We start from the raw sequence: 26,675 nt of genomic DNA on the forward strand, positions 1-26,675 counted from the left end.
ATGAACGTCCCTGTGCCTGAAACCCACGTCATTGCCGAAGTGATGGGCCGCGTCGGCTGCATCACGCTCAACCGGCCCAAGGCCCTCAACGCCTTGTCGCTCGACATGATCCGCAGCATCGCAAAGGCATTGGAGCGCTGGAGAGACGACGACGCGGTGCTGGCTGTGGCGATCCGCGGCGTCAACAAGGAAGGCCCGTTCGGCAGCTTCTGCGCCGGTGGCGACATCCGTTACTTCCACCAGGCGGCGCTTTCGGGGGACGCGTCGCTGGAGGACTTTTTCACCGAAGAGTACGCACTCAACCACCTGATCCACACCTACCGCAAGCCCTACATCGCCTTCATGGACGGCATCGTCATGGGCGGCGGCATGGGCATCAGCCAGGGCGCGAGCCTGCGCATCGTCACCGAACGCAGCAAACTCGCCATGCCCGAGACCCACATCGGCTTGTTCCCCGACGTGGGCGGCGGCTACTTTCTGAGCCGATGCCCGGGTCGCCTGGGGGAGTACCTTGCGCTCACCGGGCAGGTGCTGGGCGGGCGCGATGCCATGGCCGCCGGCCTGGCCGACGGCTTCATCGATGCCGGTCGTCTCGCCGGTCTGTGGAATTCGCTGGCGCAGACCCCGTTCGAGAACGGTGCCTCGGTGGAGCGCTGGTGCGCCAGCCACCTGAGCATTTCAGTGGCCACAGGCAGCTGGCCCGCCAAAGACATCGACCGGGTATTCGGCCTGCCCGACGTGCACGCCATCATCTCCACACTGGAGTCGGACAACAGCGACTGGGCCCAGGCCACCGCCGCCACGCTGCGTCACCGCTCGCCGCTGATGCTGCACGTGGTGCTGGAGCAGGTACGCCGCGCCCGCGGTCTCGGCCTGGCCGACAACCTGCGCATGGAGCGCGGCATGGTCTACCGATGCTTCCACCTGGGCCCAGGGGCGGCCAGTGAAACCGTGGAAGGGATTCGTGCGTTGGCGGTGGACAAGGACCACCAGCCGCGCTGGAACCCCGAGCGCATTGAAGACGTGGGAAGAGCGCAGGTGGCCGCCTTCTTCGAGAGCCCGTGGGCAGCGGAGGCGCACCCGCTCAGGCACCTGCGCTGATGGTGCAGCGCAGCCTCAGCGGTTGCGCGACTTCATGGCGCGGTCGACTTCGCGCTTGCCTTCGCGGTCCTTGATCGTGTCGCGCTTGTCGTGCTCGGCCTTGCCCTTGGCCAGCGCCAACTCGCATTTGACCTTGCCGTTCTTCCAGTGCAGGTTGAGCGGCACGAGTGTGTAGCCCTTCTGCTCGACCTTGCCGATGAGGCGGCGGATTTCGTCCTTGTGCAGCAGCAGTTTTTTGGTGCGCACCGAGTCCGGGCTGATGTGGGTGGACGCCGTGTACAGCGCGTTGATCTGGCAGCCAATGAGGAACAGCTCCCCGGTGCGGATGACCACGTAGCCATCGGTGAGCTGCACCTTGCCTTCACGCAGGGCTTTCACCTCCCAACCTTCGAGCACCATGCCTGCTTCAAAACGTTCCTCGATGGCGTAGTTGAAGAACGCCTTCTTGTTGTCGGCGATGCGGCTGTCGACGCCTTTGGTGGGGGTTGCTTTGCTGTTTTTGGTGGCCATGACGCGCGAGGTGCGGCCGTTTCAGGCCAATACAATGCGGTTGATTGTATGAAAACGATTCACAAGTCCGTCCTGCTGTGGCACAGCGCTCCCGAAATGTTTGCGCTGGTCACCAACATCGAACACTACCCGCAGTTTCTGCCTTGGTGCGATCACGGCGAGGTGATCGAGCAAGTCGACGATGGCATGGTCGCTCGCGTGGGCATGGCCATCAGCGGGCTGCGTCAGAGCTTCACCACCCGCAACACCCACGAGACCGACCGCAAGGTGCTCATGGAGCTGGTCGACGGCCCGTTCTCCAAGCTCGATGGCGTGTGGGAATTCACCCCGATTGGCGACGGCACGCAGCGCGCCTGCAAAGTGGAGTTCACCCTGAGCTACGGTTTCTCCAGCACCACACTGGCCGCGCTGGTGGGTCCGGTGTTTGACAAGATCGCCGGCAGCCTGGTGGACGCCTTCGTCAAGCGCGCCGATCAGGTCTACGGCGCCGACTGATCCGCATGCAGGTCACCTTGATGTTTTCGCCTGCACCGCGCGAGGTGCTCGAACTCCAGTTGCGGGTGCCCGCCGGATGCACGGCCCACGTGGCGCTGGATCAGGCAGGCTGGCTGAAGGCATACCCCGATCTGGGCACGCAGGCACTCACGCTGGGCGTGTGGGGGCGGCGCGTGGGACGCGAACATGTCCTGCGTGAAGGCGATCGCCTGGAGGTCTACCGGGCGTTGCGCGTGGACCCGAAGGTAGCTCGGCGGGAGCGCTTTGTGGGGCAGGGCGCGCGGGGCACCGGCCTGTTCGCGCGAAGAAAAGCCGGCTCCAAGGCCGGCTACTGAAACTTCGCTGCCCGGAGGCGGATCACTGTTTGGGCAGCGGTCCGCAGTCGCTGCGAATGATCCCTTCCATGCGCTGTGTTTCGGCGGCCCTCGCTTTGTCGTCCATGACCTCGCGTTCGCCCTTGGCGTTGGTGGTCGCCAGGCGGACGCCGGAATCCATGGTGACCTTCGCCTTGCGGGCGCGCTCGCAACTGTCCGCACGCGCTTTGAGCTGCCGTTCCATCTCGACCTTCTTCTTGGCCTCTTCGGCCTGCTCAGCCTGCTTCTTTTTGGCTTCGAGTTCGGTGTCGCGAACCGGGATTTGCGGCGCGGCCGGCGCTGCGGTGGCCCCGGGCGCTGCCGCTGGCTCGGCGATGGGTGCGGGCAGCGTCATGCCCGAACCGGGTTTCTTGAGGATGCTTTTGTCGGGGATGCTGGCCGGTGGCGGGGTATCGCTGAAAACCTTGCGGCCGGTGCCGTCGATCCATTGCCATTGCGCCATGGCGGCAGAGCTGCAGGCCAGCAGCAGACCCATCAACAAGGTGGCGCGCCAGGACGGTCGGGAGGTGAGGGCTTGTGACATTTCGCGAGTTTAGCCCTGAGTGCCGAGGTGGCCCCACTCCACGGGGCGAGGGCGCCGCACCAGCAGACGCAGCGGTGGTTTTTCCGCACTGAGCGGTCGGGCAGGGACGTTCCCAACCGTGGGTTTGCCCGCGGAGCGGGCGGCTACAATCGACGCTTTTGGAGCTTTCCCATGCGCCTACTCGGCAAAGCGCTCACCTTCGACGACGTGTTGCTGGTGCCAGCGTACTCCCAGGTCCTGCCCAAGGACACCTCTCTCTCCACCCAGTTTTCCCGCAACATCCAGCTCAACCTGCCCCTGGTCTCCGCGGCCATGGACACGGTGACCGAAGCCCGTCTGGCGATCGCCATCGCTCAGGAAGGCGGCATCGGCATCATCCACAAGAACCTCACGCCGCAGGAGCAGGCAGCCCAGGTGGCCAAGGTCAAGCGCTACGAGTCCGGTGTGCTGCGCGACCCGGTAGTGATCTCGCCCGCGACCACGATTCGCCAGGTCATGAAGCTCTCCGACGAACTCGGCATCTCCGGGTTCCCGGTGGTCGAAGCCGGCCGCGTGGTCGGCATTGTGACCGGCCGCGACCTGCGTTTCGAGACCCGCTACGACCTGCCGGTGAGCGAGATCATGACGCCGCGCGAGCGCCTGATCACCATGCCCGACGGCACCACGCCGGCCGAGGCCAAGACCCTGCTCAACAAGCACAAGCTGGAGCGCCTGCTGCTGGTCAACGACGGCTTTGAGCTCAAGGGGCTGATCACGGTGAAAGACATCACCAAACAGCTCAATTTCCCCAACGCCGCGCGCGACCCGTCGGGCCGCCTGCGCGTGGGCGCCGCCGTGGGCGTGGGTGAAGGCACCGAAGAGCGCGTGGAAGCGCTGGTCAAGGCCGGTGTGGACGCCATCGTGGTCGACACCGCGCACGGCCACAGCAAAGGCGTGATCGACCGCGTGCGCTGGGTCAAGCAGAACTACCCGCAGATCGACGTGATCGGCGGCAACATCGCCACCGGCGCCGCCGCGCTGGCGCTGGCGGAAGCGGGTGCCGATGCGGTCAAGGTCGGCATCGGCCCGGGCTCGATCTGCACCACCCGCATCGTGGCCGGCGTGGGCGTGCCTCAGATCATGGCCATCGACAGCGTGGCCACCGCGTTGCAGGGCACGGGCGTACCGATGATCGCCGACGGTGGCATCCGCTACAGCGGTGACATCGCCAAGGCCATCGCCGCGGGCGCCCACACCGTGATGATGGGCGGCATGTTCGCCGGCACCGAAGAATCACCGGGTGAGATCGTGCTGTTCCAGGGTCGCAGCTACAAGGGTTACCGCGGCATGGGCTCCATCGGCGCCATGCAACAGGGCAGCGCCGACCGCTACTTCCAGGAAAGCAGCACCGGCAACCCCAACGCCGACAAGCTGGTGCCCGAAGGCATTGAAGGCCGGGTGCCCTACAAGGGTTCGGTGGTCTCCATCATCTTCCAGATGGCCGGCGGTTTGCGCGCAGCCATGGGTTACTGCGGTTGCGCCGGCATCGAAGACATGCGCAGCACGGCGGAGTTTGTCGAGATCACATCGGCGGGCATCCGCGAGAGCCATGTGCACGATGTGCAGATCACCAAAGAAGCCCCGAACTACCGCGCGGAGTGAACACCCCTGCGCCAGTGGCCGTCCCGATGGACGGCCTTTTTGCTTTCTGAACAGCCCTGCCAGACAACGCCATGCAGCACCAGAAAATCCTCATCCTCGATTTCGGTTCCCAGGTCACCCAGCTGATCGCCCGCCGTGTGCGCGAGGCGCATGTCTATTGCGAAGTGCATCCGTGCGACGTCAGCAGCGACTGGGTGCGCGAGTTCGCCGCCGACGGGCAGCTCAAGGGCGTGATCCTCTCCGGCAGCCACGCCAGCGTGTACGAGGTGGACGACAAGGCGCCCGATGCGGTTTACGAACTCGGCATCCCGGTGCTGGGCATCTGCTACGGCATGCAGACGATGGCACAGCAGCTCGGCGGCAAGGTGGAAGGCTCGAACTCGCGCGAGTTCGGCTACGCCGAGGTGCGTGCGCGCGGCCACACCGCGCTGCTGAAAGACATCGCCGACTTCCACACCCCCGAAGGCCACGGCATGCTCAAGGTCTGGATGAGCCACGGCGACAAGGTCACCGAGCTGCCGCCCGGCTTCAAGCTCATGGCCAGCACCCCGAGCTGCCCGATCGCCGGCATGGCCGACGAAGCGCGCGGCTACTACGCGCTGCAGTTCCACCCCGAGGTGACGCACACGCTGCAGGGCGCGGCGATGCTGACGCGCTTCGTGCGCGACATCGCCGGCTGCCGCGGCGACTGGATCATGGGCGACTACATCGCCGAAGCCGTGGCGCACATCCGCGCCCAGGTCGGCGACGAAGAGGTGATCCTCGGCCTGTCGGGCGGTGTCGATTCGTCGGTGGCCGCGGCGCTGATCCACCGCGCCATCGGCGACCAGCTCACCTGTGTGTTCGTCGACCACGGCCTGCTGCGCCTGAACGAGGGCGACATGGTGATGGACATGTTTGTCGGCAAGCTGCACGCCAAGGTGATCCGCGTGGACGCGGCCGACCAGTTCCTGGGGCACTTGGCCGGCGTGAGCGAGCCGGAGGCCAAGCGCAAGATCATCGGCCGCGAATTCGTCGAGGTTTTCAAGGCCGAAGCCGCCAAACTCATTTCAAGTGGTGCATCAACAAAAGGCGCCAAGTGGTTGGCACAAGGCACTATTTACCCGGACGTGATCGAATCCGGCGGCGCCAAGAGCAAGAAGGCCGTGACCATCAAGAGCCACCACAACGTGGGTGGCCTGCCCGAGCAGCTGGGCCTGAAACTCCTGGAGCCGCTGCGCGATCTGTTCAAGGACGAAGTGCGCGAACTCGGCGTGGCGCTCGGTCTGCCGCACGACATGGTCTACCGCCACCCCTTCCCAGGCCCCGGGCTGGGCGTTCGCATCCTGGGCGAAGTGAAGAAGGAGTACGCGGATCTGCTGCGCCGGGCCGACGCGATCTTCATTGAAGAACTGCGCTCCACCATCGACCACAACAGTGGCAAGAGCTGGTACGACCTCACCAGCCAGGCCTTCACCGTCTTCCTGCCGGTCAAGAGCGTCGGCGTGATGGGCGACGGCCGCACCTACGACTACGTGGTCGCGCTGCGCGCGGTGCAGACCAGCGACTTCATGACCGCCGACTGGGCCGAGCTGCCGTATTCATTGTTCAAGAAGGTCAGCAGCCGCATCATCAACGAGGTGCGCGGCATCAACCGCGTGACCTACGACGTGAGCAGCAAGCCGCCGGCCACGATCGAGTGGGAGTGAGGTAGCCGCCGCATGGGCGAGCAACTCGACCGCCAGCTCGGCCTGCTGCGTTCGCTGCTGGTCTACCGGACCATTCCCTGGCGCGGCACGCAGTTGCGGCGGTTCTACCGCCGTTTTGTGCCCGCTGGCGGCCTGGCTTTTGATGTGGGAGCGCACGCCGGCAACCGGGTCGCGGCGTTTCGCGGGCTGGGCGCGCGGGTGGTGGCGCTGGAGCCGCAGGCCGATTTTTTGAAGCTGTTGCAGCGCCGCTTCGGTGGCGATCGCCAGGTGACGCTGCTGCCGCAGGCGCTGGGCCGTGCACCGGGTCAGGCGCGCTTGATGGCCAGTCCTCGCACCCCCACGGTGGCCACGCTCTCCACCGATTTTGTGGAACGCGCAGGGGCCGCGCCGTCGTTTCGTGGCGTGCAATGGCAGGTGGGGCCGATGGTGGAGGTGACCACGCTGGACGCCTTGATCGCCACACACGGCATCCCCGACTTCGTGAAAATCGACGTGGAAGGTTTCGAGCTGGACGTGCTCATGGGTCTGAGCCAGCCGGTGCCGGCGGTGTCGTTCGAGTTCCTGCCAGCGGTGCGCGATGTGGCCTTGGGTTGCATCGACCGGCTGGAAACCCTGGCCGGCAAAGGGCGCTACCGGTATGCCGTGTCGCTGGGTGAACGGCTGCGCCTCTTGCAGCCACAAGGTGCGTCGGCCGACACCATGCGCGCGTGGTTGCGGGACATGCCCATCGACGGCCCGTCCGGCGACGTGCACGCCTGGCGGGAGCCCTGAGATCAGGAGCCAGACGGCGATCGGTCTTTTGACGAGGCGGGATCGGCTGGTCGCGCCACATGGTCGATGCCCCGGGTCTCGCGGGCGCCGGGCGCATCGAAGGCATTCAACAACACCGCAGTGAGGGCCGGCATGCTGCCCATCGACGTGGGCGGCGGGGTGAGTCCCGCCACGAAACCGCTGCCCAGCAAGCGCTGCAGCCAGGCCGCATCGTCACTGATCACGTGCACCGGCACGTCCCAGGACGCTCCCCGCCCGCTCACCAGGGCCGGTGGCTGGTGATCGCCCACGATCACCATCACCATGGGGCGAGGCGCCCGTTGACGCAGGTAGTCGGCCATCCACGCGTGCTGGTAGCGCATGCCTTCCAGGTACTGGGGCCAGGGTTGGATCAACGACCCCGTGGCGGGCGCTGTGGCCACGCCGGCAAACGCGTCGGGCCGGGTCAACGAGGCCCAGTCGTTCACGAAGGGCGCGATCGGGTGAAACGGCGCATGGGTGCTGGTGGTGGCGAACACGGCGAAGCGCGGCTGGCGCGGCGCGGTGCGCTCGAGTTCCTGCGCCTGCAGCAGCGCCATCGCCGCCTGGTCGGGGATGCGCCAGTAGCCGAAGTCGGGTCCCCGATAGCCGATGCCGGCGTCGTCGGCCAAGCGATCGAAGCCGTAGAACGCGCCCTCGGGCCAGGGCTGCTTGAGGCCGGGCATCCAGCCGACCGTGCGGTAGCCGTGGCGGGCGAAGTGGCTCACGAGGGTGGGTCGCTGGCTGGTCATCAGCAGGTCGTGGTCGGCGGGGTCGGCGGTGTCCACACCACTGAGCAGCGCGGCGTGGGAGAGCCAGGACGAGCCGCCGAAGGTGGGTGCGGTGACGCGCGCCGAGACCACAAAGCGTCCGCTGGCGTCGATGGCCTGCGCCAGCTCGGCGCGCGGCCCGGCCAGCGCGGCAGCCTGGCGGGCGTCGTCGAAGGTGATGGCGCCGTAGGACTCGGCAAACACCAGCAACACGTCGGCGGGACCGTTGGCACCCACCAGGCCGGACAGGTCACCGTCGAACCGGGGGCTGGGTCCCAGCGCCGCCCGCGCCCTCCCCGGCAGCCACACCTGGGCCAGCAGCTGGCCCTGCTTCAACAGCGTCGGGGTGACGGGCAACGAGAAGAACCAGCGCGTGTCACGCTGGTCGGGCACGTACGCGGCAAAGCTGAGCGCACAAGCGCCCACGCCGGACAGCAGCCACGGCCGGGGACGGGTCCACACCAGGCAGCCCGCGAGCAAACCGATGGACCCGCGCACCACCAGCGCGAGCACCAGACCACCCACCAGCAGCGCGAAGATCGCTGCGGCCACTTGCCAGCCCGGCATCGCCTGCGCCGCCACCCGGAGCAATTCGCCCGCGTGACGCCCGTCCCAGTACACATTGACCGGGCGCCCCATCACGGCGGGCGCGGTGACGTTGGCGTAGCGCACCAGCACCAAGGCCACGAAGCCAGCGGTGCAAACCCAGGCAGCGCGAGACGAGAGGCCACCGCGCCAGGCCACCCAGGCCATCAACGCCACCATGCCCATACATAGCTCGAACGACAGGCGCGGCATGTAGGCCACGCCGAAACCCGGCCAGCGGTTCTCGAAGGTGAGCAGGGTGTTGAGCAGCCCGAAGGCCAGGGCAAACCGCAGCAGCCAGCCCGACGCCGACGGCGGCGCCGCCCGCGGCGGTGCGAACCTCACTTGCGCACGGCCTCGAATTCAATGATGAGCGGGATGTCGTCACCGACCCAGCCGTTGGCCACCGCGTAGTTCATGCCGTAGGCACTGCGCTTGAAACTGCCGCGCGCGGACACGCCCATCACATAGGGCTTGCCCAGCGGTCCGCCCAGGGGCGACTCGGCGCTCTTGTTCCAGGTGGCTTGCAAGGTGAGCGGTTGGGACTTGCCCAGCAATTCGAGCTGCCCGCCGATGTCGAAGGTTTTGTCGCCGGTGCGCTTGGCGCTGGTGGCGGTGAACACCATCTTGGGAAACTCACCGCTGTTGAGGAAGTCCGGGCCTTTGAGGTGGTCGTCGCGCTTGCGCTGGTTGCTGAACACGCTGGCGGTTTCCACCTCGATGCGCACTTCCGAGAGCGTGGCCGTGGCTTCGTCGAAGCGGTAGCTGCCGCGCGCGGAGCGGAACAGGCCCAGCACCTTGGCGTAGCCGATGTGGTCGACCAGGAAGGCCACGGTGGTGTGGTCGGGGTCGAGTTCGTAGCGGGCGACCTGGGCGTGGGCGGTGCCGATCAGCAGCGGGGCACTGGCCGCGAACGCTGCCCAGGTGAGGGCGGTTTTCAAGAGGGTGACACGCATGGTTCAGGTCTCCGGTGGGGTGGGGCGCTGCCGCGCCAGGGTTCGCACGTCGATGGCGAAGGACAGGGTCAACAAGGCCAGGCTGACCGCGGCCAGCGCACTGGCCAGCGCCGGCGGCACGATGGGGCCCAGGCAGACGATGAGCGTGGTGATCTGCACCACGCACACCGTCTGGCGGCGCTTGCTGGGCTGCAAGGGACCATTCAACCAGGGCCAGACCAAGGCCGCCGCCACGAAGGCGTAGCGCATGAGCCCGCTGGCGAGAATCCAGGGCCCGGCCTGGCCGGCCTGCACCACCAGCGCACACAGGACCAGGGTGAATGCAGCGTCGGTTTCCATGTCGAAGCGCGCGCCGAAGGCACTGGCCAGGCCGCTGCGCCGCGCCAGTGCCCCGTCCACCGCGTCGAGCAGTGCGGTGAGCGTGGCCGCGACCACCAGCCACCACGCGGCAGTGGGCACGGCCGCCAGCGGGGTGCGGGGAAAAGCCTCGCCCACCAGCGCGGCCATCAAGGCCATGGCCCCCAGGCGGGCCAGCGTCACCCGGTTGGCGGGGCCAAAGCGGGCGTGGGGATGCGTGCCCAGCGCGCGCCAGACCAGGCAGGCACCGAAGGCAAACACCAGCAGGGCCTTGGCCGCGAAGTCCCATCCCAAGCCCGCGGCACTGGCCATCGTCAGGGCCATGAGCAGCACCAGCGCGGCGACCGCCAAGAGATCGCGCGCAGCATCGCGCGCCAGGCCTTGGCGGTCTGCGATGTCCTGTCGGGGCTGGGGCGTAAAGGCTGGGCTGCCTGCGGTTTTCATCGTCTGCAACATAAGATGGGCTGCCGGTCGCGTTGATCATGGCACGCACGACCTGTCTGACACGGCATATCCCTTTTCGTTCATGGCCTCCGCTTCACCCGCCCACATCACCGCTCGCGCCTGCTGGACCGTGGCGCCCGGCCGCGCCGAGATCCGCGAAGAAACACTGCCGCCGCTGGCCGACGGCGAGGTGCGTGTGCGCACCCTGCACACCGGTGTGAGCCGGGGCACTGAAGGCCTGGTGTTTCGGGGCGAGGTGCCCGCCAGCGAGGCACAGCGCATGCGCGCGCCGTTCCAGGTGGGTGACTTCCCGGGTCCGGTGAAATACGGCTACGTCAACGTGGGTGTGGTCGAGGCCGGCCCCGCCGATCTGCTGGGCCGTGCCGTGTTCTGCCTGTACCCGCACCAGACCGTGTTCCAGGTGCAGGCCCACGCCGTGGTGCCCTTGCCGGACGGCGTTCCGCCCGCGCGCGCCGTGCTGGCGGCCAACCTGGAAACCGCCATCAACGCGCTGTGGGACGCCTCACCGCGCCTGGGCGACCGCATCACCGTGGTCGGCGGCGGCACGCTGGGCCTGCTGGTGGCCTGGCTGGCGGCGCGGCTGCCGGGCTGCGAGGTGCAGGTGGTCGACACCGAGTCCGGCCGCGCCGACGTGGCCCGGGCACTCGGTGCCGGCTTCGCCCTGCCGGGCGACGCGCGGGCCGAAGCCGATCTGGTGGTGCACACCAGCGGCCAGGGTGCGGGCCTGGCCACGGCGCTGCGGCTCGCCGCTTTTGAGGCCACCGTGCTCGAACTCAGCTGGTACGGCAGCCGATCCATCAGCGTGCCGCTGGGTGAGGCTTTCCACTCCCAGCGCCTCACACTCAAAAGCTCGCAAGTTGGCCAGGTGGCCACCGCGCAGCGCGGACGCTGGAGTCACCGCCGACGCGTTGAACTCGCGTTGTCCCTGCTCACCGACCCGGTGCTGGACCGCCTGATCACGCACAGCGCACCGTTTCATGAACTGCCGACCGTGCTGGAGCGCCTCTCAACCGGCGCTGCCGACACGCTCTGCCACCGCATCGACCACCCCATCTGAAGAAAAGAGAACCCCACCATGTACGCCGTCAACGTCAGAGACCATTTCATGATCGCCCACAGTTTCCAGGGCGCCGTGTTCGGCCCCGCGCAGCGCATGCACGGCGCCACCTATGTGGTCGACCTGGAGCTGCGCCGCGAGGCGTTGGACGCCGACGGCATCGTGGTCGACATCGGCCTGGCCACGCAGGTGCTGCGCGAAGAACTCGCCTCGCTCAACTTCCGCAACCTCGACGAAGAGCCGCAGTTCAAGGGCCGCAACACCACCACCGAATTCCTGGCCCGCCTGATCTTCGACCGCGTGGCCGCGCGCATGGCCGCGGGTGCGCTGGGCGCCAACGCCTTGCCGTCGGCCGGTTCGGCCGGCGTGCAGCACATCCGTGTGACCTTGAACGAATCGCACGTGGCGTGGGCCTCTTATGAAGGCGCTGTGCCGGTGCGCGCAACCGCGTGAGCGCCTTGCCAGGCCAGCGCGCCTGCTGCTTTTTGATCCCGGGTGACTGGAACACACCCACCGGTGGCTACACCTACGACCGCCGGCTGGTGTTGGCCCTGCGCGCAACCGGCTGGCGGGTTGACGTGTGGTCGCTCGGTGGCACCTGGCCGCTCCCCGACGCGGTGGCGCTGGCCGCCGCCGAAGAGAAGGTGGCCTCGCTGGCCGATGGCACGCTGGTGGTGGCCGATGGCCTGGCCTTCGGAGCCCTGGGCTCGGTGGTGGCGCTGCACGCGGCGCGCCTTCGCTGGGTCGCGCTGGTGCACCATCCGCTGCACCTGGAAACCGGTTTGCTGGACGACGCGCGTCGGCACCTGCTGGACGAAGAGACACGGGCACTGCGGCATGCACACTCGGTGGTGGTGACCAGCCCGAGCACCGCGCTGGATGTGGCCGCCATGGGCGTGCCCCCCGCACGGATCGCCGTGGTGGAGCCCGGCACCGACCGCGTGAAATCCGCCTCGACGCGCGCCCAACGCCACGGGCCGCTGCGCCTGCTGTGTGTCGCCACGCTCACCGCCCGCAAAGGCCACGCGCTGCTGCTGCAGGCGCTGGCCGGATTGACCCACCTGGACTGGACGCTGCACAACGTCGGCACCGCCACGCGCGACCCGGACACCGCGACCCGACTGCAGACCCAGGCCGCACCGCTGGGCGAGCGTGTGCAATGGCACGGGGAGGTGGATGCGCAGGCGCTGATCGACCACTTCGCCGCGGCCGACGTGTTCGTGCTGGCCTCGCTGCACGAAGGCTTCGGCATGGTGATCACCGAAGCCCTGGCGCACGGACTGCCGGTGGTGGCCAGCAACGCCGGAGCGCTCGCGCAGACACTGCCCACCGAGGCCGGCCTTCAAGTGCCGGCCGGTGAGGTGGCGCCGCTGCAGGCTGCGCTGGCGCAGGTGCTGTCCGATGCCGCGTTGCGAGAGCGCCTGGCGGCGGGTGCGCGGGCAGCCGCCGCGCGCCTGCCGACCTGGCCCACGCAGGCGGCCCGGTTTGCGACGGTGTTGGAGGGCGCCGAATGAGCACGGCGACCTTCAGTGCCGACTGGCTCCAGATGCGCGAGCCCTTCGACGCCGCAGCGCGCAGCGCCGCAGCCATGGAGCTCCAGCTGGAGAAGCGGCTGGCCTCGCTGCGATCGTCTCCGACCCGACCCCTGCGCGTGATCGACCTGGCCTGCGGCACCGGCGCCAACCTGCGCTGGCTGGCGCCCCGGCTGGGCGGCGCGCAGCAATGGCTGGTGGTGGACCACGACGCGGATTTGCTGCATTGCTGGCCCGAACGCCTGGCGGCGGTGGAGGGCGCCCACACGGGCAGCGACGCGGGCCTGCATGAGCCGTTGTCCTTCGCCGGCCCGGGTTTTGAGATCGGCATCGTGCGGCAACCGATGGATCTGATGGCGGGCCTGGAAACCTTGCCCTGGCACGCGGCCGATCTGGTCACCGCCTCGGCCTTGCTCGACCTCGTGGGCACCGCCTGGCTGCACCGGCTGGTGGCGGCCAGCGCGGCGTCGGGCGTCGCTTTGCTCATGAGCCTGAATGTGGATGGCCGTCATGGGTGGACGCCCGAAGACCCGGCAGACGCCACCGTGGACAGGTTGTTTGCGGAACACCAGCGGCAGGACAAGGGCCTGGGACTCGCGTTGGGGTCGCAGGCGGTGGCCGTGTTGCGGCGGGCACTGGAAGCAGCGGGCTACCGGGTGTTCACGGCCAGCAGCGACTGGTGGGTGGACGGCGGCGCGGGCCCGCAAGCCCAGGCCATGCAAGGCGCGTTGATCGAGGGCATGGCACAGGCGGCCCAAGAACAGTCACGGGCGTCAGCCACAACAGTGGGGGCCTGGCGGCGCCGGCGCCTGGCCCTGGCACCGCAAGGCCAACTGCGCGTGGGCCACATCGACTTGCTGGCCCTCCCCGGCTAGGACGAACGCAGCTCCAGGTCCCAGAGCATGTCTTCGCCCAGCGCGACCGTGCGGGCGCGGGGCCGGGGACAGTCGGCCATCACCGCGTGGGCAGGCGCCTGCAAGCCGCGGCGCCCATTGCCGATGAGCACGGGCGCCACCACCAGGTGCAAACGGTCCAGCGCGCCGGCGGTGAAAAACCGGGAGACGGTGATCCCCCCCCCTTCAACAAACAGCAGGCGCAAGCCGCGCTGCGCCAGCGCCGCCACCACCTTCTGTGGGTGGTAGGCGCCTGTGCTGTCGTTGACCAGAAGACCGGCGACCGCCACCACCTCGGCCCGCGCAGGCGCCTGCCGGAGGCGTGAGCGCGCTTGCTCGGCATGCTGGCTGTCACACACCCACAGGGTCGGCGCCTGGCCATCGCGAAACACGCGCGACAGCCCGTCCAGCCGGGCGGTGGGGTCCAGCACCACCCGCACCGGCTGTGGCCCGGGCACCCGGCGGGTGGTGAGTTGCGGGTTGTCGATGGCCACCGTGCCGGCGCCCACCAGCACGGCATCGCACAGCGCACGCAGGCGGTGCAGGTGCAGCAGGCAATGCGGTCCGTTGACGTAGTACGAGTCGCCCGTGAGTGTGGCGACGAAGCCGTCCAGGCTTTGTCCCAGCTGGGCCACCACCCAGGGTCCGTGGCCGCGAGGGCCGCGCTGGCGCGCGCGCGCATCGAGCAAAGGTTTGTACAGCTCGAACAAGGCGCAGGCTTGCGCGCTGATCGACTCATCGATCCACCAGCCGTGGTCGGGCCGGTGGTTCAGCTGCGGGGTGGGTGCGCCATCGCGAGCGCGCAGCATGCGCAGCCACAGCGGGGCCCAATCGTCCGGAACATCACTGACGGGTTCGAGTGCCGAAGGGGAGAGAAGGGCTTGCACAGACGCGACCATCAAACCATCATCGCATCGCCATCCCGATGCGCGCGCCAATCCCGGAAAACCCCTCGACTTGACGAACGGTCCATTTGAAACCCTATTTCCACTGGGGCGCGTAGTAGGGGTCGTCGGAGCCGGCTCCGTCCGCTGCGCCGGGCGCAGCCCCCGGCAGCCAGGCCAGACACAGCGCAATGCCGATGCCGGTGAGCAGCAAGGGCAGCAACGACACGGGAGACGCCGACACGGCGCGCCAGGCCCACAGCACCGCCACACCACACACCGTGGCCAGCATCAAGGCCAGCTGCGCCAGCAGCAACGAGCCACCGAGCGCACCCCAGGCGGCCAGTCCGAAGGCGGCGAACGTCAGCGACAACGTGGCCAACAGGCCATTGCGCCGACCCATGGCCCGCGTCCCGGGCGCCTGCAGGGCGGTGGCCAGGGCGGCCAGCAGCGTGGTGGCAAGCGCAAGCCAGGGCAGCATCTGCGCGCGCGCAGCGACCGGCCAGCCGAACCCCGGCCAGACGGCCATGGCCAGCACGAGCCCGAGCGCGGCACCCAGCGCCGCCCAGCGAAGACCCAGGGGACGCAGGAGTGCACTGATGGCGAACGCCAGCACGAAGGGCAGCACCAGGCTCTGAAACGCGGGGTGGTTCATGAAAGACATGCGCGCATCATCCCACCGGCGCCCGGTTTTGCGGTGCGGGAATACACTGCGGCTCCCCCCAACGCCCGCCGAATCCACGCCCACCAGAGGCCGCCATGTACCTGCCGCCACAGTTCGATGCCAAAGATCCCGCCATCGCCCGCGAACTCATGCGCGCGCACCCCTTCGCCAGCCTGGTCTCTACCGACGACGAGGGCTTCCCATTCGTCACGCCGCTGCCGCTGCACCTGGTGGAAGAAGAGGGAGGCCTCACGCTGCTGGGCCATGTGGCCCGGCCCAACCCACACGCGGGCTTTTTGCGCCAGCGCAGCGCCGCCCTGGTGGTGTTTCAGGGCCCGCAGGCCTACATGACGCCGCGCGTCTACCCCGATCTCACCCGCGTCCCGACCTGGAGCTACCTCGCCGTGCACGCCCGGGTGCAGGTGACGTTCATCGAATCGTTCGACGACAAGGACCGGTTGCTCAAGCACCTGATCCACGACCACGACCCGGCCTACGACCCGCAGTGGCGTGCGCTGCCCGAGGACTACCAGCACAAGATGATGGGCGGCATCCACGCGTTCGAGCTGCGCGTGACCGAGCTGCAGTGCAAGGTCAAACTCAACCAGCACCGGCCCGAGTCGCATGCGGCCATGGTGGCGACCTACGACGCCGGCAACGAAAACGAGCGAGCCCTGGCCGGTTGGATGCGCCGCCTGGGCCTGACAGGGCAGGGCGCATGAGACGTCGCGGTTGGTTGCTGCTGGCCGCTGCGCTGCTGCCGGCAACCCTCTGGGCCCAGACCCTCCCGGCCGAGCAGCGCTGGAAAAAGGAACTCGATGCCTTCGCCGCAGCCGACCGCTTGCAGATGCCGCCGCCCGGCGGCGTTCTGTTCGTCGGCAGTTCGTCGATCCGTTTCTGGACCGGGCTGGAAACCGCCTTTGCCGACCAACCCGTGGTGATCAAGCGCGGCTTTGGGGGCTCGCGCCTGTCCGAGAGCGCCGACCTGGTGCACCGGCTGGTGCTGCCCTACCAGCCGCGCCTGGTGGTGCTGTACGCGGGTGAGAACGACATCCACGAAGGGGTGACTCCGGTGGAGTTGCTGGCGCATTTCCAGCGCTTCGTGCGGCAGGTGCAGGCGGCCTTGCCGGCCACGCGCGTGGCTTACATGGCCATCAAGCCCAGCCCGTCACGCCTGGCGTTCATGGCCACCATGCGCGAAGCCAACCTGTTGATCCAGACCCACGTGCTGCAGCACGACAACCTGGACTACATCGATGTGCACACCGCCATGCTGGACAACGACGGCCGTCCGCGGCCCGAGCTGTTTGTGCGCGACCAGTTGCACCTGAGCGCCGAGGGCTACGGCCTGTGGCGCCAGATCGTGTCAGCGCACTTGCGGCCCTGAACGAAACCCCAACGCCAGACGCCAGCCGCTGCGCTCGTGCGCTTGCAGTGCCATCGCCACGGCGAAGAGGCCCGCCAACGCGCCGGCGACCAGCACCACATCGGTGCTCCAGGGTCGCACCACCTGGGTGGAGCCGAAGAAGGCCAGCGTGAACAGGGCGATCACGATGTGGGCGCAGAACACCGGCAGCGAATGCCGACCGAGAAGTTCCAGCGGCAACGGACGCGGCATGACCTGCTTCAACCACGGGCCGAAGGTCACCAGCAGCACGAAGACGCTGGCGAAGTTCAGCACGCGCAGCGGGCCGAGCGTCCATTTGTCCAGCAGCATGGCGATGGCGGGCACGCCAGGCATCGGGTCCTGCCCCACCATGTGGCGCCACAGCAGCATGCCCGCTGCGTACACCGCCGCCGGGACCACGAGCCAGAGCGGAAAACGCGGCAGCGGCTGCTCGCGGGCGCCCAGCCACAGGCCCACCACCCACAACGCCTGCCAGGCCAGCCAGTGGAAAGCGCCCATGTCCTTGTAGGGAATGGGCAGGCCGGTGGCGTTCGCGGTGAGTTCGTACAGCGCCTGCCCCAGGCCCCATTGTTCTGCCAGCCAGAGCAAACCACTGATCGCCAGCACACCCTGCCAACCCGCGCGCAGACCGCGGCGCAGCAGCCACGGGCTCAACAGCATCAGGGCGATGTACAGCGGCAGGATGTCCAGCAGCGGCGGGTTGTACAGCAACAGCGCGGCCCCCACCGCCGCCGCCGGCTTGTCGATGAAGAAGTACTCCAGCAGGCCGGTGACGCCGCCCTGGCGGTTGTGCACGCCCAGCCACGCGATGACGGTGAAGGCGAGCAGCAGCAGGGCCAGTTGGCACAGGTAGAGCTTGAGCGCACGCTCATGGAACGCGCTCTGCATGGCCTCCAGGCCATCGCGGCGGGCGCGCTTGCCGTAGACGCGGCCGGCCATGTAAGCCGACAGGAACACAAAGCCCTCCGCCGCCGACACGAAGCCGAACGGCTGGCCCGATGGCAACGAGAACATCGTCGGCATGTGGGTCAGCGTCATCAGCACGAGCATCAGACCCCGCAGGGCGTCGAGCTCCCAGCGGCGGCTGGAGGGGTGGAGGAGGGGCGTGGACATAGGGAAAACCAGAACAACCCGCGATCATGCCAGAGGGGCGGCCAATTCCGTGCGCGTCGGGGCGCTGTCCTACACTCGCCGCCATGCCCGAACTCACCCTGAACGACGACGATTTCATGCGCCTGGCTTTGGCCGAAGCCCGCGCTGCCGCTGACAGCGGCGAGGTGCCGGTGGGCGCGGTGGTGGTGAAAGACGGGCGGGTGATCGCCACCGGGCGCAACGCGCCGATTGAAGGCCATGACCCCACAGCACACGCCGAGATCGTGGCCTTGCGCGCCGCAGCGCAAGTGCTGGGCAACTACCGTCTCGACGGCTGCACCCTGTACGTGACGCTGGAGCCCTGCGCCATGTGCAGCGGCGCCATGCTGCACGCGCGGCTGGCGCGGGTGGTCTTTGGCGCGGCCGACCCCAAGACCGGCGCGGCCGGCTCGGTGCTCAACCTGTTTGAACACAGCCAGCTCAACCACCAGACCACGGTGCAGGGCGGTGTGCTGGCCACCGAGGCGGCCGATCTGCTGCGCGGATTTTTCAAGGAGCGACGTGTGAACCAGCATCCCTTGCGCGACGACGCGCTGCGCACGCCCGACGACCGCTTCAACGACTTGCCCGGCTACCCCTGGCCACCCCACTACCTGAGCGACCTGCCCGCGCTGGGCGGCTGGCGCATGCATTACCTGGACGAAGGCCTCCGGCAAGCCCCCATCACCTGGCTCTGCCTGCACGGCAACCCGGCCTGGAGCTACCTCTACCGCAAGATGATTCCGGTGTTCCTGGCCAGCGGCGCCCGGGTGATAGCGCCCGACCTGATCGGCTTTGGTCGCAGTGACAAACCCAAGAAAGACAGCGCGCACACCTTCAGCTGGCACCGTCAGGCGCTGCTCGAATTCATCGAGCGGCTCGACTTGCGCAACGTGGTGCTGGTGGTTCAGGATTGGGGTGGCCTGCTCGGCCTCACGCTGCCCATGCACGCACCCGAGCGCTACCGCGGTCTGCTCGTGATGAACACCACCCTGGCCACCGGCGAGACGCCTTTGTCGCCCGGCTTTCTGGCCTGGCGGACCATGTGCGCGCAGAACCCGGCGTTCGACGTGGCCCGCCTGTTTGCGCGAGGCAATCCGCAGATGAGCGCCGACGAGTGCGAGGCCTACAACGCGCCGTTTCCCGACAAAGGTCACCGCGCAGCCCTTCGCGCTTTTCCAGCCAAGGTTCCGGAGCATCTGGACGACGATGGTGCGGCCATCAGCCGCCAGGCGCAGACCTTCTGGTCCCACCAGTGGACGGGGCAGAGTTTCATGGCCATCGGCCAGCAAGACCCGGTGCTGGGCGAGCCGGTGATGCGAGCCTTGCGCGACTCGATCCGCCACTGCCCCGAGCCGATGCTGCTGCCCCAGGCCGGGCATTTTGTGCAGGAGCATGGCGAGGCCATTGCCCAAGCGGCTGTGCGCCATTTCGGTGTTGCAGCACCTTGATAATCATCGTCTTTTGCTGCACCCGAACCCATGAGCCACATCTACATCTATTCCCCCTCCAGCGCGGTGCGCGACAAGGCTGCGTACCGCCGAGGCGTGGCGAGGCTCAAAGCCCTGGGGCACGAGGTCGAAATCGATGAAGCGGCACTCACCAGCCACATGCGCTTTGCTGGTGACGACGAAAGCCGCCTCGCCGCCATCGGCCGCGCCGCCGCCAGCGGCGCCGACGTGGCGCTCATTTCGCGTGGCGGATACGGGCTCACCCGCATCCTGGCTGAACTGCCGTTCAAGAAGCTCACCAAGGCGATTGAAAGCGGCACGCAGTTCGTGGGCCTGAGCGATTTCACCGCCCTGCAGATGGCCCTGCTGGCCAAAACCGGGGCCTGCACCTGGGCCGGCCCGGCCCTGGGCGAAGACTTCGGTGCCGAGGCGCCGGACGACATCATGGAAGCGTGTTTTGACGACCTGCTGGCCGGGCACGGTGAAGGCGCTGGCTGGCGGCTGCCGGCCTCGGACCTCACGGTCATGAAGCCCGCCAAGGCGGACGCGGAGCCCGAACTGCGCGTGCGTTCGGCCACGCTGTGGGGCGGCAACCTCAGCGTGATCTGCTCACTCGTGGGCACGCCCCACCTGCCCGCCATCTCGGGCGGCATCCTGTTCCTGGAAGACACCAACGAACACCCCTACCGCATCGAGCGCCAGCTCACGCAGTTGCTCAATGCCGGCATCCTCGGGCGGCAGAAGGCGGTGCTGATGGGATCGTTCAACCGATTCACGCTGGTGCCCGGTTACGACCGCGGCTTCAAACTTCAAACGGTGGTGGACTGGTTGCGCACCAAGACCAAGACCCCTGTGTTCACGGGCTTGCCGTTCGGACACGTGCCCACCAAGGTGCTGCTGCCCGTGGGCCAGAAGGTTGACCTGATGGTGGCAGGGCGAGACGCCCTGATTTACTGGGGTTGAGCCCGGCAGGGGAGCGCAGGGCCGCCGGGATGCCGGAGGCTGCTCAGCGCGTGCGCAGGCGCGAAGAATCGATCAGGCTCTTGGGCACCAGACCCTGAAAGATCGGTGAGAGGCTCTGGACACGGTGCACCGCCAAGGCCTCACCGTGCAACTGACTCAACACGGCCACCATTTCTGCACGGGCAAACCACAACGCATGGGGGTCGTGGAGGTATTTCAGTCGACGCACCAGTTGCGGATTGATTTGTGCACCGTCTTCACCCAGCACGTCGAGCATGGCCCTGCGCACCGGCTCCAGCGCTTCGCCCGGATCCCGGTGAACTTCCGGCCCGAGCAGGGCAGAAATGCTGTTGCGAATACCGGGTTTGAACCAGCGCATGGTGTGTCCTCAACGACTTATCTATGAATCCGTGCCAAGGATACGTTCTCTCACAACGGTTGCGCAATCCCGCACGTCGCATCCCCTTGGAAAAACAACATTCAAATCAAGGGTTTACGCGATGGTTTTTATCAGTCGCTTTAGGTAAGTAGTACCTTTTGTATCCATTCGGACGAACTCGGCATCGGCGTGTTAATACCTGAGCGACTTTCGCGTTTGACAAGAACGCAACAGCGCGCGTGAGCGATCTGAACAGGCGTATTTGTTGGTGACGAAGTTGACCGGAGGGCCTGTGCTCTAATCCGCTCGATATTCATTTGCTCTATGGCTGAACTGACAATTGCGTTCGTGGATTTGACCGGCAGCGTTTCGGTGTTTGAAACACTGGGTAACGACCGCGCCACGATGGTGGTGACCAAGCTCACCCAGTGGATCGGCTCCACGGGCATGGAGCACGGGGGCACCGTTGTCAAAATGCTGGGCGATGGCGTGTTGCTGTCTTTTTCAAGCAACCGCCAAGCGGTCGAGGCGGTGGTGCAGATCCAGCAGGAGCACGCCAAGCGCGTGGTCCAGTGGCCCAACCGCCTCAAACTCATGATGCAGATCGGCATGGCGCGCGGTCAGGTCGTCGTCGTGGATGGCGATTGTTTCGGCGACGCGGTCAACCTGGCTTCGCGCCTGAGCGATCTGGCGGGTGGCGAGCAGATCCTCGCGACCGACAACGTGGTGCGCGATCTGGGTCCGCGCACCCCGGTGCGCAGCCGCAGCTTGGGTCCCATGCGCATCAAAGGGCGAACCGAACCTTGCGAGGTCTTCCGCATTGAGTGGCAGCAGGAAATGCTTTCCGAGTTCCTGACCTTGCCCGCCGACCTGCATGCGCTGATGCCTTCCAGGGATGTGGGCATGGGCGGGATCGAGCTGGCCTGGCTGGACACCACCCACAGCTTTGGCCTGACCGAACTGCCCCTGAAAATCGGACGGGTGCCCGAGGCCGACTTCGTGGTGAGCGACCCCCGCGTGTCCCGCATGCACACCAGCATCGACATCCGCTCCGGCAACTACGTGCTCGAAGACATCAGCAGCTACGGCACCTGGGTGCGGTTTGCCGGCGGCGACAACGTGATCGCACTGCGCAGGCAGGAATGCATGTTGCACAGCGATGGCGAGATCGCGCTGGGCGCACCGTTCACCGATTTCAGCGCGCCCACCGTGAGCTTCAAGCTCGTCAACGGCAACATGGTGCTGGGCCGCAAGCCGCTTCGAAACTGAGGGTGCGCCGGTCGGGCCAGGACGCTCGGTCGCTGGCGGTGCGCAACCTGGCCAAAAATCTCGAGGAAGACACCATGCGCTGGATGAAAGGCTTCTTCAAACTCCTGGTGGTGCTGCTGGTCGCCGTCGTGGCTGCCACTGCGTTTTATGCGCAAAGTACGCTGCCCAAAATGGATGGTCGGCTGCAAGTCACCGGCCTGGTTGGGTCGGTCAGGGTGCACCGCGACGCCAGCGACGTGACGCACATCCTGGCGAGCCGACCGACCGACGCCTGGAAAGCGCTGGGTTTTGTGCACGCGCAGGAACGGGGCTGGCAACTGGAATTCAACCGCCGCGTGATGCGCGGTGCGCTCTCGGAAGTGCTGGGTCCGGCCACGCTGGAAACCGACAAGCTCATGCGCACGCTGGGCATCCGCGAAGCCGCCCAGCGCCAGTGGGAGGGGCTGCCGCCGGACGCCCGGCTGGCGCTGCAGGCCTACAGCGATGGCATCAACGCGTTCTTTGCAGACAGCTCGCAGGCGCTGTCGCCCGAGTTTGTTTTGCTGAGCGTGGACCCCGGGCCTGAGGCCCGGGCCGGGCGCTACTGGGATCCGCTGGACAGCGTGGGTTGGTCCATCATGATGGCGCTGGACCTGGGCGGCAACTGGGGCAACGAATTTGCGCGCCTCACGGCCCTGCAGTCCATCGATACCCCTGCGCTGTGGGAGCTGTTCCCCCCGTACCCGGGTGAACCACCCGCGGCCACAGCCGACCTGGCCAAGCTGTACCGCGGCCTCGGCCTGTACCGGCCGAGGCCGGTGACCACATCCAACGCCTCGCCCGAGCCACAGACCCTGGCAGGGCTCATTGGCCGCGACATGGAGCGCTGGACCCAGGAGCTGGGCAACATCGAAGGCAAGGGATCCAACAACTGGGTGGTGTCGGGTGCCCGCAGCCAGACGGGGATGCCCCTGCTGGCCAACGATCCGCACCTGGGTTTGAGCGCGCCGGCCATCTGGTATTTCGCGCGGCTGCAGGCGCCCGATGCCGAGGGCGTGAAAGGCATGGACGTGATCGGCGCCACCCTGCCAGGCACGCCGTTCGTGGTGCTGGGGCGCACCGAGCAGGTGGCCTGGGGCTTTACCAACACCGGGCCGGACGTGCAGGACCTCTACATTGAACAGATCAACCCGGCCAACCCGGCGCAGTACCGGGTGCCGGGCAGCACCACCGAGCCGGTCTGGGCCGACTTCAAGCTGCGCATGGAAACCATCCGCGTGAAGAACCAGCCCGACGTGAGTCACATGGTGCGCAGCACGCGCCATGGCCCGGTGCTCAGCGACGCGCAGGCGCGCCACGGCGAGCTCATCGACACCGGCAGGTTTGTGCTGGCCTTGCGCTGGACGGCCCTGGACGCCGACAACCGCAACGTGGTGGCCACGCTCGAATCGAACCGCGCGCAGTCGGTGGCCGACCTCACCAAGGCCTTTGCCGATTTCCACTCGCCGATGCAGAACGTGCTGATGGCCGACCGCCGTGGCGTCATTGCCTACAAGGCGGTGGGCAGGGTGCCGGTGCGTTCGGCCGACAACGACATCCGCGGCGTGGCGCCGGCCCCCGGCTGGGAAGCACGCTACGACTGGGCGGGCTGGTTGCCTTACGAAGACACGCCGCAGAGCGCAGGCGAACGCGGATGGATCGCCACCGCCAACCAACGCATCCACGGCGCCGACTACCCGCACTTCCTCACGCAGGACTGGGCGCCGTCGTACCGCCAGGAGCGCATCGAAGCGTTGCTGGAAGCCACACCGCAACACACCGTGGCGTCGTTCCAGGCCATGCACGGCGACCTGCAATCGGCCGCCACGGTCCGCCTGCTGCCGTTCCTGCAACGGACACCGTCGAGCCACCCGCTGGCCGCACCCGCACAAGCGCAACTCAAGGACTTCAACGGCGAGATGCGCGCCGAACTGGCCGCGCCGCTGATCTACACCGCCTGGGTTGACGCGTTCACGCGCCAGGTGGTGGGTGAGCGTCTGGGCCAGGCGCGCTTTGAGTCGCTGTACGGCAAACGCCTGTTTCGCAACGCGGTGGAGGGCATTCTGGAGCGCGATGACAAGGCGTGGTGTGGCGCGGCGGGCTGCGAAGCCGCCAGCACAAGGGCGCTGAACCGTGCGCTGGACCAGCTGCAGAAGACGCACGGTGATGACGTGGCCGCCTGGCGCTGGGCCGACGCCCACCCGGCGATTTCTCTTCACCGGCCCCTGAGCAATGTGAAGGCACTGGCGCCGTTCTTCGAGGTGCGCACACCCACGGGCGGTGATCCGTTCACGGTCAACGTGGGCCAGTACCACCTGGACAAAGCCGATGCGCCGTTTGCCAACCGGCATGCGGCCAGCCTGCGCGCCATCTACGATCTGGCCGACCTGGACAATTCGCGCTTCATCTACCAGACCGGGCAGAGCGGCAATGTGTTCTCAAGCCGCTACCGCGACATGAGCAAGGCCTGGGCTGCGGTGGCGTACCGGTCGCTCTCGATGAAGCCCGGTGAATGGACCTCGACGGTGGAACTCGTGCCCTGAAGGGCCTACTTCAGGTTCCCTGAGAGGAACTGGGCGAGCCGCTCGCTCTTCGGGCGCGCCAGCACCTCGGCGGGCACGCCTTGCTCTTCGATGCAGCCCTTGTGCAGGAAGATCAGGTGCGAGGACACCTCGCGCGCAAAACCCATCTCGTGCGTGACCACCACCATGGTGCGGCCTTCTTCGGCCAGCAGCTTCATCACGCGCAGCACTTCGCCCACCAGCTCGGGGTCGAGCGCGCTGGTGGGTTCGTCGAACAGCATCACGTCGGGCTCCACCGCCAGCGCACGCGCGATCGCCACGCGCTGCTGCTGTCCGCCGCTCATGTGCGACGGGTAGCGATCTTCGACACCGCGCAGGCCCACGCGCTCCAGGTAGCGGCGCGCGGTCTCCACCGCCTTGTCTTTCGGGATGCCCAGCACGTTCACCGGCGCTTCGATGATGTTCTGCAGCACCGTCATGTGGGCCCAGAGGTTGAAGTGCTGGAACACCATGGCCAGCTTGGTGCGCAGGCGCTGCAGTTGGGCGGCATTCACCGCGCGGAGCTCGCCCCGCTTGTCGGCTTTGAGCTGCAGCTCTTCGCCCGCCAGGATAATGCGGCCGGTGTTGGGATTCTCCAGAAGGTTGATGCAACGCAGCAGCGTGCTCTTGCCTGAACCAGAGCTGCCGATGAGGCTGATCACGTCGCCCGCGCGTGCCTGCAGCGACACGCCTTTGAGCACTTCGTTGGAGCCAAATCGCTTGTGGATGTCGTGGACCTCCAGCAAGGGGCGGCCGGGCGTTCGGTTGGCGGTGGGGTCTGCAGTCATGATCGATGCCCGATGGAAAGAAAGTTCAAGCGCCCAGCAGGTCGCCAGAGCGGAAGGGTGTGGAGCCAGCGATCTTGCCGACCTCGCCGCCCGAGACCACGTAGCGTTCGCGCACGGTGGCGTAGAGCACGCCGGCCACCTCGGCACGCACTTCGTGCACGCGCGCGAGGTCGGCTGCGGTCGGGTCGATGACCTCGGCAACCACATCGCCCACGTTCACGACGTTGCCCGGCCGTACCAGAAAGACCAGCACACCCGGGACCGGTGAACGCAAGGTCTGCGAGCCTGCCAGTGGCGTGGGCTTGCAGGCCATGGGCGGGAGCGGGGGCGCACCAGAAGCGGCCAAGGCGCCCGCATGCGCGAGAAAGGCCACGATGGCTTGGGCGTCTTGGCGGGCCAGGTCGTGCGACACGTCGCCCTCGCCACGCAGCTCCACCGTGGCGCTGGCGCAGCCTTGGGGCAGGGGAGCGTTCACACCAGCTGCGCGCAAGGCGGCGGCCAGTTGCCACCACAGACCCGAGAGGCGTTCGTCGAAGGGCCCGCCGCCCGACTCGCGAGCCAACAGCACGGCCTGGCAGCCCAGCAAGCGTGCCAGAGGTTCGAGCGGCGGCCAGCAGGCCTCTTCACTGTAAAGGTGGATCACGGCGTCGTTATCGCAATGCAAATCCAGCACCAGGTCGGCGTCGTGGGCGAGCAGCAGCAGTTGCCGACGCAGGCTGTCGAGTTCGCTGGCGGGCTGCCATTGTTCAAGCCAGGCTCCCACCAGGCGGCGCACGGTGGCCACATTGGCCTGCGCGTCGGGGCCCAGGCGGGTGCGGGCCTCACCCAAAACGGCTTCGGCCATGTCCGGGTAGTGGCGGTTGAAGTTCTGCGCCGTGTCGAATTCAAACCGTCCCATGGCGCGGTGGTCCAGGCGCTGGCTCAGGCCGATCGGGTTGGCCACCGGCACCAGAACCACCTCGCCGCGCAAAAGGCCCGCCTGGTCGGCCGCGGTCAGGTGCTCACGCAAGTGGTGCGCGACCAGCATGCCGGGCAGTTCTTCGGCGTGCAGGCTGGCCTGGATGTAGACCTTGGGACGGGCGCCTGGGGTGCCGAAGTGAAAAGCCACCAGGGTCTTCTGGCTGCCCAGGCTCGGGCTCAGCAAGGAGTGTTCGATGCGCTGCATGGTTCAACACAGGCCACCGGCCTCAATGCCCCCGGGGCGCCAGATGCGCAAGGAACCGGCGTTCGGCCAGCTTGAACAATCCCACCAGGCTGAAGGTGATGGTCAGGTAAATGGCCGCCGCAAAGATGTAGGCCTCGAACGGCAGGTAGAAATCGGAATAGATGCGGCTGGCCGCAGCGGTCACGTCCAGCATGGCGGGCACCGTGCTGGCCAGGCTGGTGGCGTGCAGCATCATCACCACCTCGTTGCTGTAGGCCG

27 protein-coding genes and 1 pseudogene are annotated in these 26,675 nt (G+C 67.4%); 16 read left to right on the top strand and 12 right to left on the bottom strand.

Annotation, left to right across the window (positions count from 1 at the left end):
• Positions 1 to 1,101, top strand: a complete 1,101-nt coding sequence (locus Q1W68_RS01795) for an enoyl-CoA hydratase/isomerase family protein (RefSeq protein WP_300651507.1) — start codon at positions 1 to 3, stop codon at positions 1,099 to 1,101.
• Positions 1,102 to 1,116: 15 nt separating this feature from the next.
• Here the strand turns inward: Q1W68_RS01795 and smpB are convergent, their stop codons facing one another.
• Positions 1,117 to 1,611, bottom strand: coding sequence for an SsrA-binding protein SmpB (gene smpB, locus Q1W68_RS01800; RefSeq protein ID WP_300715489.1), 495 nt, complete (start codon positions 1,609 to 1,611; stop codon positions 1,117 to 1,119).
• Between the two features lie 48 nt (positions 1,612 to 1,659).
• On the opposite strand from smpB, the gene Q1W68_RS01805 reads away from it, so the two are divergent.
• Positions 1,660 to 2,106: a type II toxin-antitoxin system RatA family toxin gene (locus tag Q1W68_RS01805; RefSeq protein ID WP_300651501.1), complete on the top strand. Its 447-nt coding sequence runs from the start codon at positions 1,660 to 1,662 to the stop codon at positions 2,104 to 2,106.
• Between the two features lie 5 nt (positions 2,107 to 2,111).
• Positions 2,112 to 2,441 carry an RnfH family protein gene (locus tag Q1W68_RS01810; RefSeq protein WP_300651498.1) on the top strand — a complete coding sequence of 110 codons (330 nt, stop codon included), beginning with the start codon at positions 2,112 to 2,114 and terminating at the stop codon, positions 2,439 to 2,441.
• 22 nt (positions 2,442 to 2,463) lie between these two features.
• On the opposite strand, the gene Q1W68_RS01815 is transcribed toward Q1W68_RS01810, so the two are convergent.
• The gene (locus Q1W68_RS01815) at positions 2,464 to 3,003 is read right to left on the bottom strand and encodes a DUF4124 domain-containing protein (RefSeq protein WP_300651495.1); all 540 of its coding nucleotides are present in this window, start codon (positions 3,001 to 3,003) and stop codon (positions 2,464 to 2,466) included.
• A gap of 171 nt (positions 3,004 to 3,174) precedes the next feature.
• Here Q1W68_RS01815 and guaB point away from each other — a divergent pair, with 171 nt between their 5' ends.
• The 3 genes from guaB (at position 3,175) to Q1W68_RS01830 (ending at position 7,103) form a co-directional block, all read left to right on the top strand.
• Positions 3,175 to 4,644 (top strand): IMP dehydrogenase, encoded by a 1,470-nt coding sequence (guaB, locus tag Q1W68_RS01820; protein ID WP_300715490.1) that lies wholly within the window; start codon positions 3,175 to 3,177, stop codon positions 4,642 to 4,644.
• Positions 4,645 to 4,715: 71 nt separating this feature from the next.
• Positions 4,716 to 6,332, top strand: a complete 1,617-nt coding sequence (gene guaA, locus Q1W68_RS01825; protein ID WP_300715491.1) for a glutamine-hydrolyzing GMP synthase — start codon at positions 4,716 to 4,718, stop codon at positions 6,330 to 6,332.
• A 12-nt stretch (positions 6,333 to 6,344) separates the two neighbouring features.
• Positions 6,345 to 7,103: an FkbM family methyltransferase gene (locus tag Q1W68_RS01830; RefSeq protein WP_300651488.1), complete on the top strand. Its 759-nt coding sequence runs from the start codon at positions 6,345 to 6,347 to the stop codon at positions 7,101 to 7,103.
• 2 nt (positions 7,104 to 7,105) lie between these two features.
• Here Q1W68_RS01830 and Q1W68_RS01835 read toward each other — a convergent pair whose 3' ends face one another.
• Genes Q1W68_RS01835 through Q1W68_RS01845 form a run of 3 tightly spaced genes read right to left on the bottom strand, consistent with a single transcriptional unit; the run spans position 7,106 to position 10,233 of the window.
• On the bottom strand, positions 7,106 to 8,821 hold the full coding sequence (locus Q1W68_RS01835) for a sulfatase-like hydrolase/transferase (RefSeq protein ID WP_300651486.1): 1,716 nt from the start codon (positions 8,819 to 8,821) through the stop codon (positions 7,106 to 7,108).
• Positions 8,818 to 9,432, bottom strand: coding sequence for a YceI family protein (locus Q1W68_RS01840; RefSeq protein WP_300651484.1), 615 nt, complete (start codon positions 9,430 to 9,432; stop codon positions 8,818 to 8,820). Before Q1W68_RS01840 ends, Q1W68_RS01835 begins: the two co-directional genes overlap by 4 nt.
• A 3-nt stretch (positions 9,433 to 9,435) precedes the next feature.
• The gene (locus Q1W68_RS01845; protein ID WP_300651482.1) at positions 9,436 to 10,233 is read right to left on the bottom strand and encodes a CDP-alcohol phosphatidyltransferase family protein; all 798 of its coding nucleotides are present in this window, start codon (positions 10,231 to 10,233) and stop codon (positions 9,436 to 9,438) included.
• A gap of 82 nt (positions 10,234 to 10,315) precedes the next feature.
• Between Q1W68_RS01845 and Q1W68_RS01850 the strand changes: the two genes are divergently transcribed.
• From Q1W68_RS01850 to Q1W68_RS01865, 4 genes are read left to right on the top strand one after another with little or no spacing between them, the layout of a single operon-like run.
• Positions 10,316 to 11,311, top strand: a complete 996-nt coding sequence (locus tag Q1W68_RS01850) for a dehydrogenase (RefSeq protein ID WP_300651480.1) — start codon at positions 10,316 to 10,318, stop codon at positions 11,309 to 11,311.
• An 18-nt stretch (positions 11,312 to 11,329) separates the two neighbouring features.
• Positions 11,330 to 11,764: a 6-carboxytetrahydropterin synthase gene (locus tag Q1W68_RS01855; protein WP_300651477.1), complete on the top strand. Its 435-nt coding sequence runs from the start codon at positions 11,330 to 11,332 to the stop codon at positions 11,762 to 11,764.
• Positions 11,761 to 12,825, top strand: a complete 1,065-nt coding sequence (locus Q1W68_RS01860) for a glycosyltransferase family 4 protein (RefSeq protein WP_300651474.1) — start codon at positions 11,761 to 11,763, stop codon at positions 12,823 to 12,825. Before Q1W68_RS01855 ends, Q1W68_RS01860 begins: the two co-directional genes overlap by 4 nt.
• Entirely contained in the window at positions 12,822 to 13,718 is an 897-nt protein-coding gene (locus Q1W68_RS01865) for a class I SAM-dependent methyltransferase (RefSeq protein WP_300651472.1), read from the top strand. The genes Q1W68_RS01860 and Q1W68_RS01865 overlap by 4 nt, the downstream gene beginning before the upstream one ends.
• On the opposite strand, the gene Q1W68_RS01870 is transcribed toward Q1W68_RS01865, so the two are convergent.
• Together Q1W68_RS01870 and Q1W68_RS01875 are read right to left on the bottom strand one after the other, a co-directional pair.
• A complete protein-coding gene (locus tag Q1W68_RS01870; protein ID WP_300651470.1) occupies positions 13,715 to 14,545 on the bottom strand; it encodes a RibD family protein in 831 nt (276 codons plus the stop codon). The genes Q1W68_RS01865 and Q1W68_RS01870 overlap by 4 nt on opposite strands.
• 172 nt (positions 14,546 to 14,717) lie before the next feature.
• On the bottom strand, positions 14,718 to 15,284 hold the full coding sequence (locus tag Q1W68_RS01875) for a hypothetical protein (RefSeq protein WP_300651468.1): 567 nt from the start codon (positions 15,282 to 15,284) through the stop codon (positions 14,718 to 14,720).
• A 95-nt stretch (positions 15,285 to 15,379) separates the two neighbouring features.
• On the opposite strand from Q1W68_RS01875, the gene Q1W68_RS01880 reads away from it, so the two are divergent.
• Complete coding sequence (locus Q1W68_RS01880) at positions 15,380 to 16,006, top strand: FMN-binding negative transcriptional regulator (protein WP_300651465.1); 627 nt, start codon at positions 15,380 to 15,382, stop codon at positions 16,004 to 16,006.
• Positions 16,003 to 16,671, top strand: coding sequence for a GDSL-type esterase/lipase family protein (locus Q1W68_RS01885; RefSeq protein WP_300651463.1), 669 nt, complete (start codon positions 16,003 to 16,005; stop codon positions 16,669 to 16,671). Before Q1W68_RS01880 ends, Q1W68_RS01885 begins: the two co-directional genes overlap by 4 nt.
• Here Q1W68_RS01885 and opgC read toward each other — a convergent pair.
• Entirely contained in the window at positions 16,651 to 17,805 is a 1,155-nt protein-coding gene (gene opgC / locus Q1W68_RS01890; RefSeq protein WP_300715492.1) for an OpgC domain-containing protein, read from the bottom strand. The two genes, Q1W68_RS01885 and opgC, sit on opposite strands and share 21 nt — an antisense overlap.
• Before the next feature lie 83 nt (positions 17,806 to 17,888).
• Here opgC and tadA point away from each other — a divergent pair, with 83 nt between their 5' ends.
• Both tadA and Q1W68_RS01900 read left to right on the top strand, forming a co-directional pair.
• Positions 17,889 to 19,274, top strand: coding sequence for a tRNA adenosine(34) deaminase TadA (gene tadA / locus Q1W68_RS01895; RefSeq protein WP_300715493.1), 1,386 nt, complete (start codon positions 17,889 to 17,891; stop codon positions 19,272 to 19,274).
• Between the two features lie 30 nt (positions 19,275 to 19,304).
• A complete protein-coding gene (locus Q1W68_RS01900; protein ID WP_300654121.1) occupies positions 19,305 to 20,237 on the top strand; it encodes an LD-carboxypeptidase in 933 nt (310 codons plus the stop codon).
• A gap of 43 nt (positions 20,238 to 20,280) precedes the next feature.
• Here the strand turns inward: Q1W68_RS01900 and Q1W68_RS01905 are convergent, their stop codons facing one another.
• Entirely contained in the window at positions 20,281 to 20,616 is a 336-nt protein-coding gene (locus Q1W68_RS01905; protein ID WP_300654118.1) for a hypothetical protein, read from the bottom strand.
• Positions 20,617 to 20,940: 324 nt separating this feature from the next.
• On the opposite strand from Q1W68_RS01905, the gene Q1W68_RS01910 reads away from it, so the two are divergent.
• Both Q1W68_RS01910 and Q1W68_RS01915 read left to right on the top strand, forming a co-directional pair.
• Entirely contained in the window at positions 20,941 to 21,885 is a 945-nt protein-coding gene (locus Q1W68_RS01910; RefSeq protein ID WP_300654115.1) for an adenylate/guanylate cyclase domain-containing protein, read from the top strand.
• A 74-nt stretch (positions 21,886 to 21,959) separates the two neighbouring features.
• Positions 21,960 to 24,446, top strand: a complete 2,487-nt coding sequence (locus Q1W68_RS01915) for a penicillin acylase family protein (RefSeq protein WP_300654113.1) — start codon at positions 21,960 to 21,962, stop codon at positions 24,444 to 24,446.
• Positions 24,447 to 24,451: 5 nt separating this feature from the next.
• Here the strand turns inward: Q1W68_RS01915 and Q1W68_RS01920 are convergent, their stop codons facing one another.
• From Q1W68_RS01920 to Q1W68_RS01930, 3 genes and pseudogenes are all read right to left on the bottom strand, one after another.
• Positions 24,452 to 25,252 carry an ATP-binding cassette domain-containing protein gene (locus Q1W68_RS01920; protein ID WP_300715494.1) on the bottom strand — a complete coding sequence of 267 codons (801 nt, stop codon included), beginning with the start codon at positions 25,250 to 25,252 and terminating at the stop codon, positions 24,452 to 24,454.
• Between the two features lie 25 nt (positions 25,253 to 25,277).
• Entirely contained in the window at positions 25,278 to 26,417 is a 1,140-nt protein-coding gene (locus Q1W68_RS01925; protein ID WP_300654108.1) for a succinylglutamate desuccinylase/aspartoacylase family protein, read from the bottom strand.
• A gap of 22 nt (positions 26,418 to 26,439) precedes the next feature.
• A pseudogene (locus Q1W68_RS01930) lies at positions 26,440 to 26,675 on the bottom strand (amino acid ABC transporter permease); the annotation flags it as partial.

Source organism: Hydrogenophaga sp. (assembly GCF_030158645.1).
In the GTDB taxonomy this organism is placed as follows: domain Bacteria; phylum Pseudomonadota; class Gammaproteobacteria; order Burkholderiales; family Burkholderiaceae_C; genus Hydrogenophaga.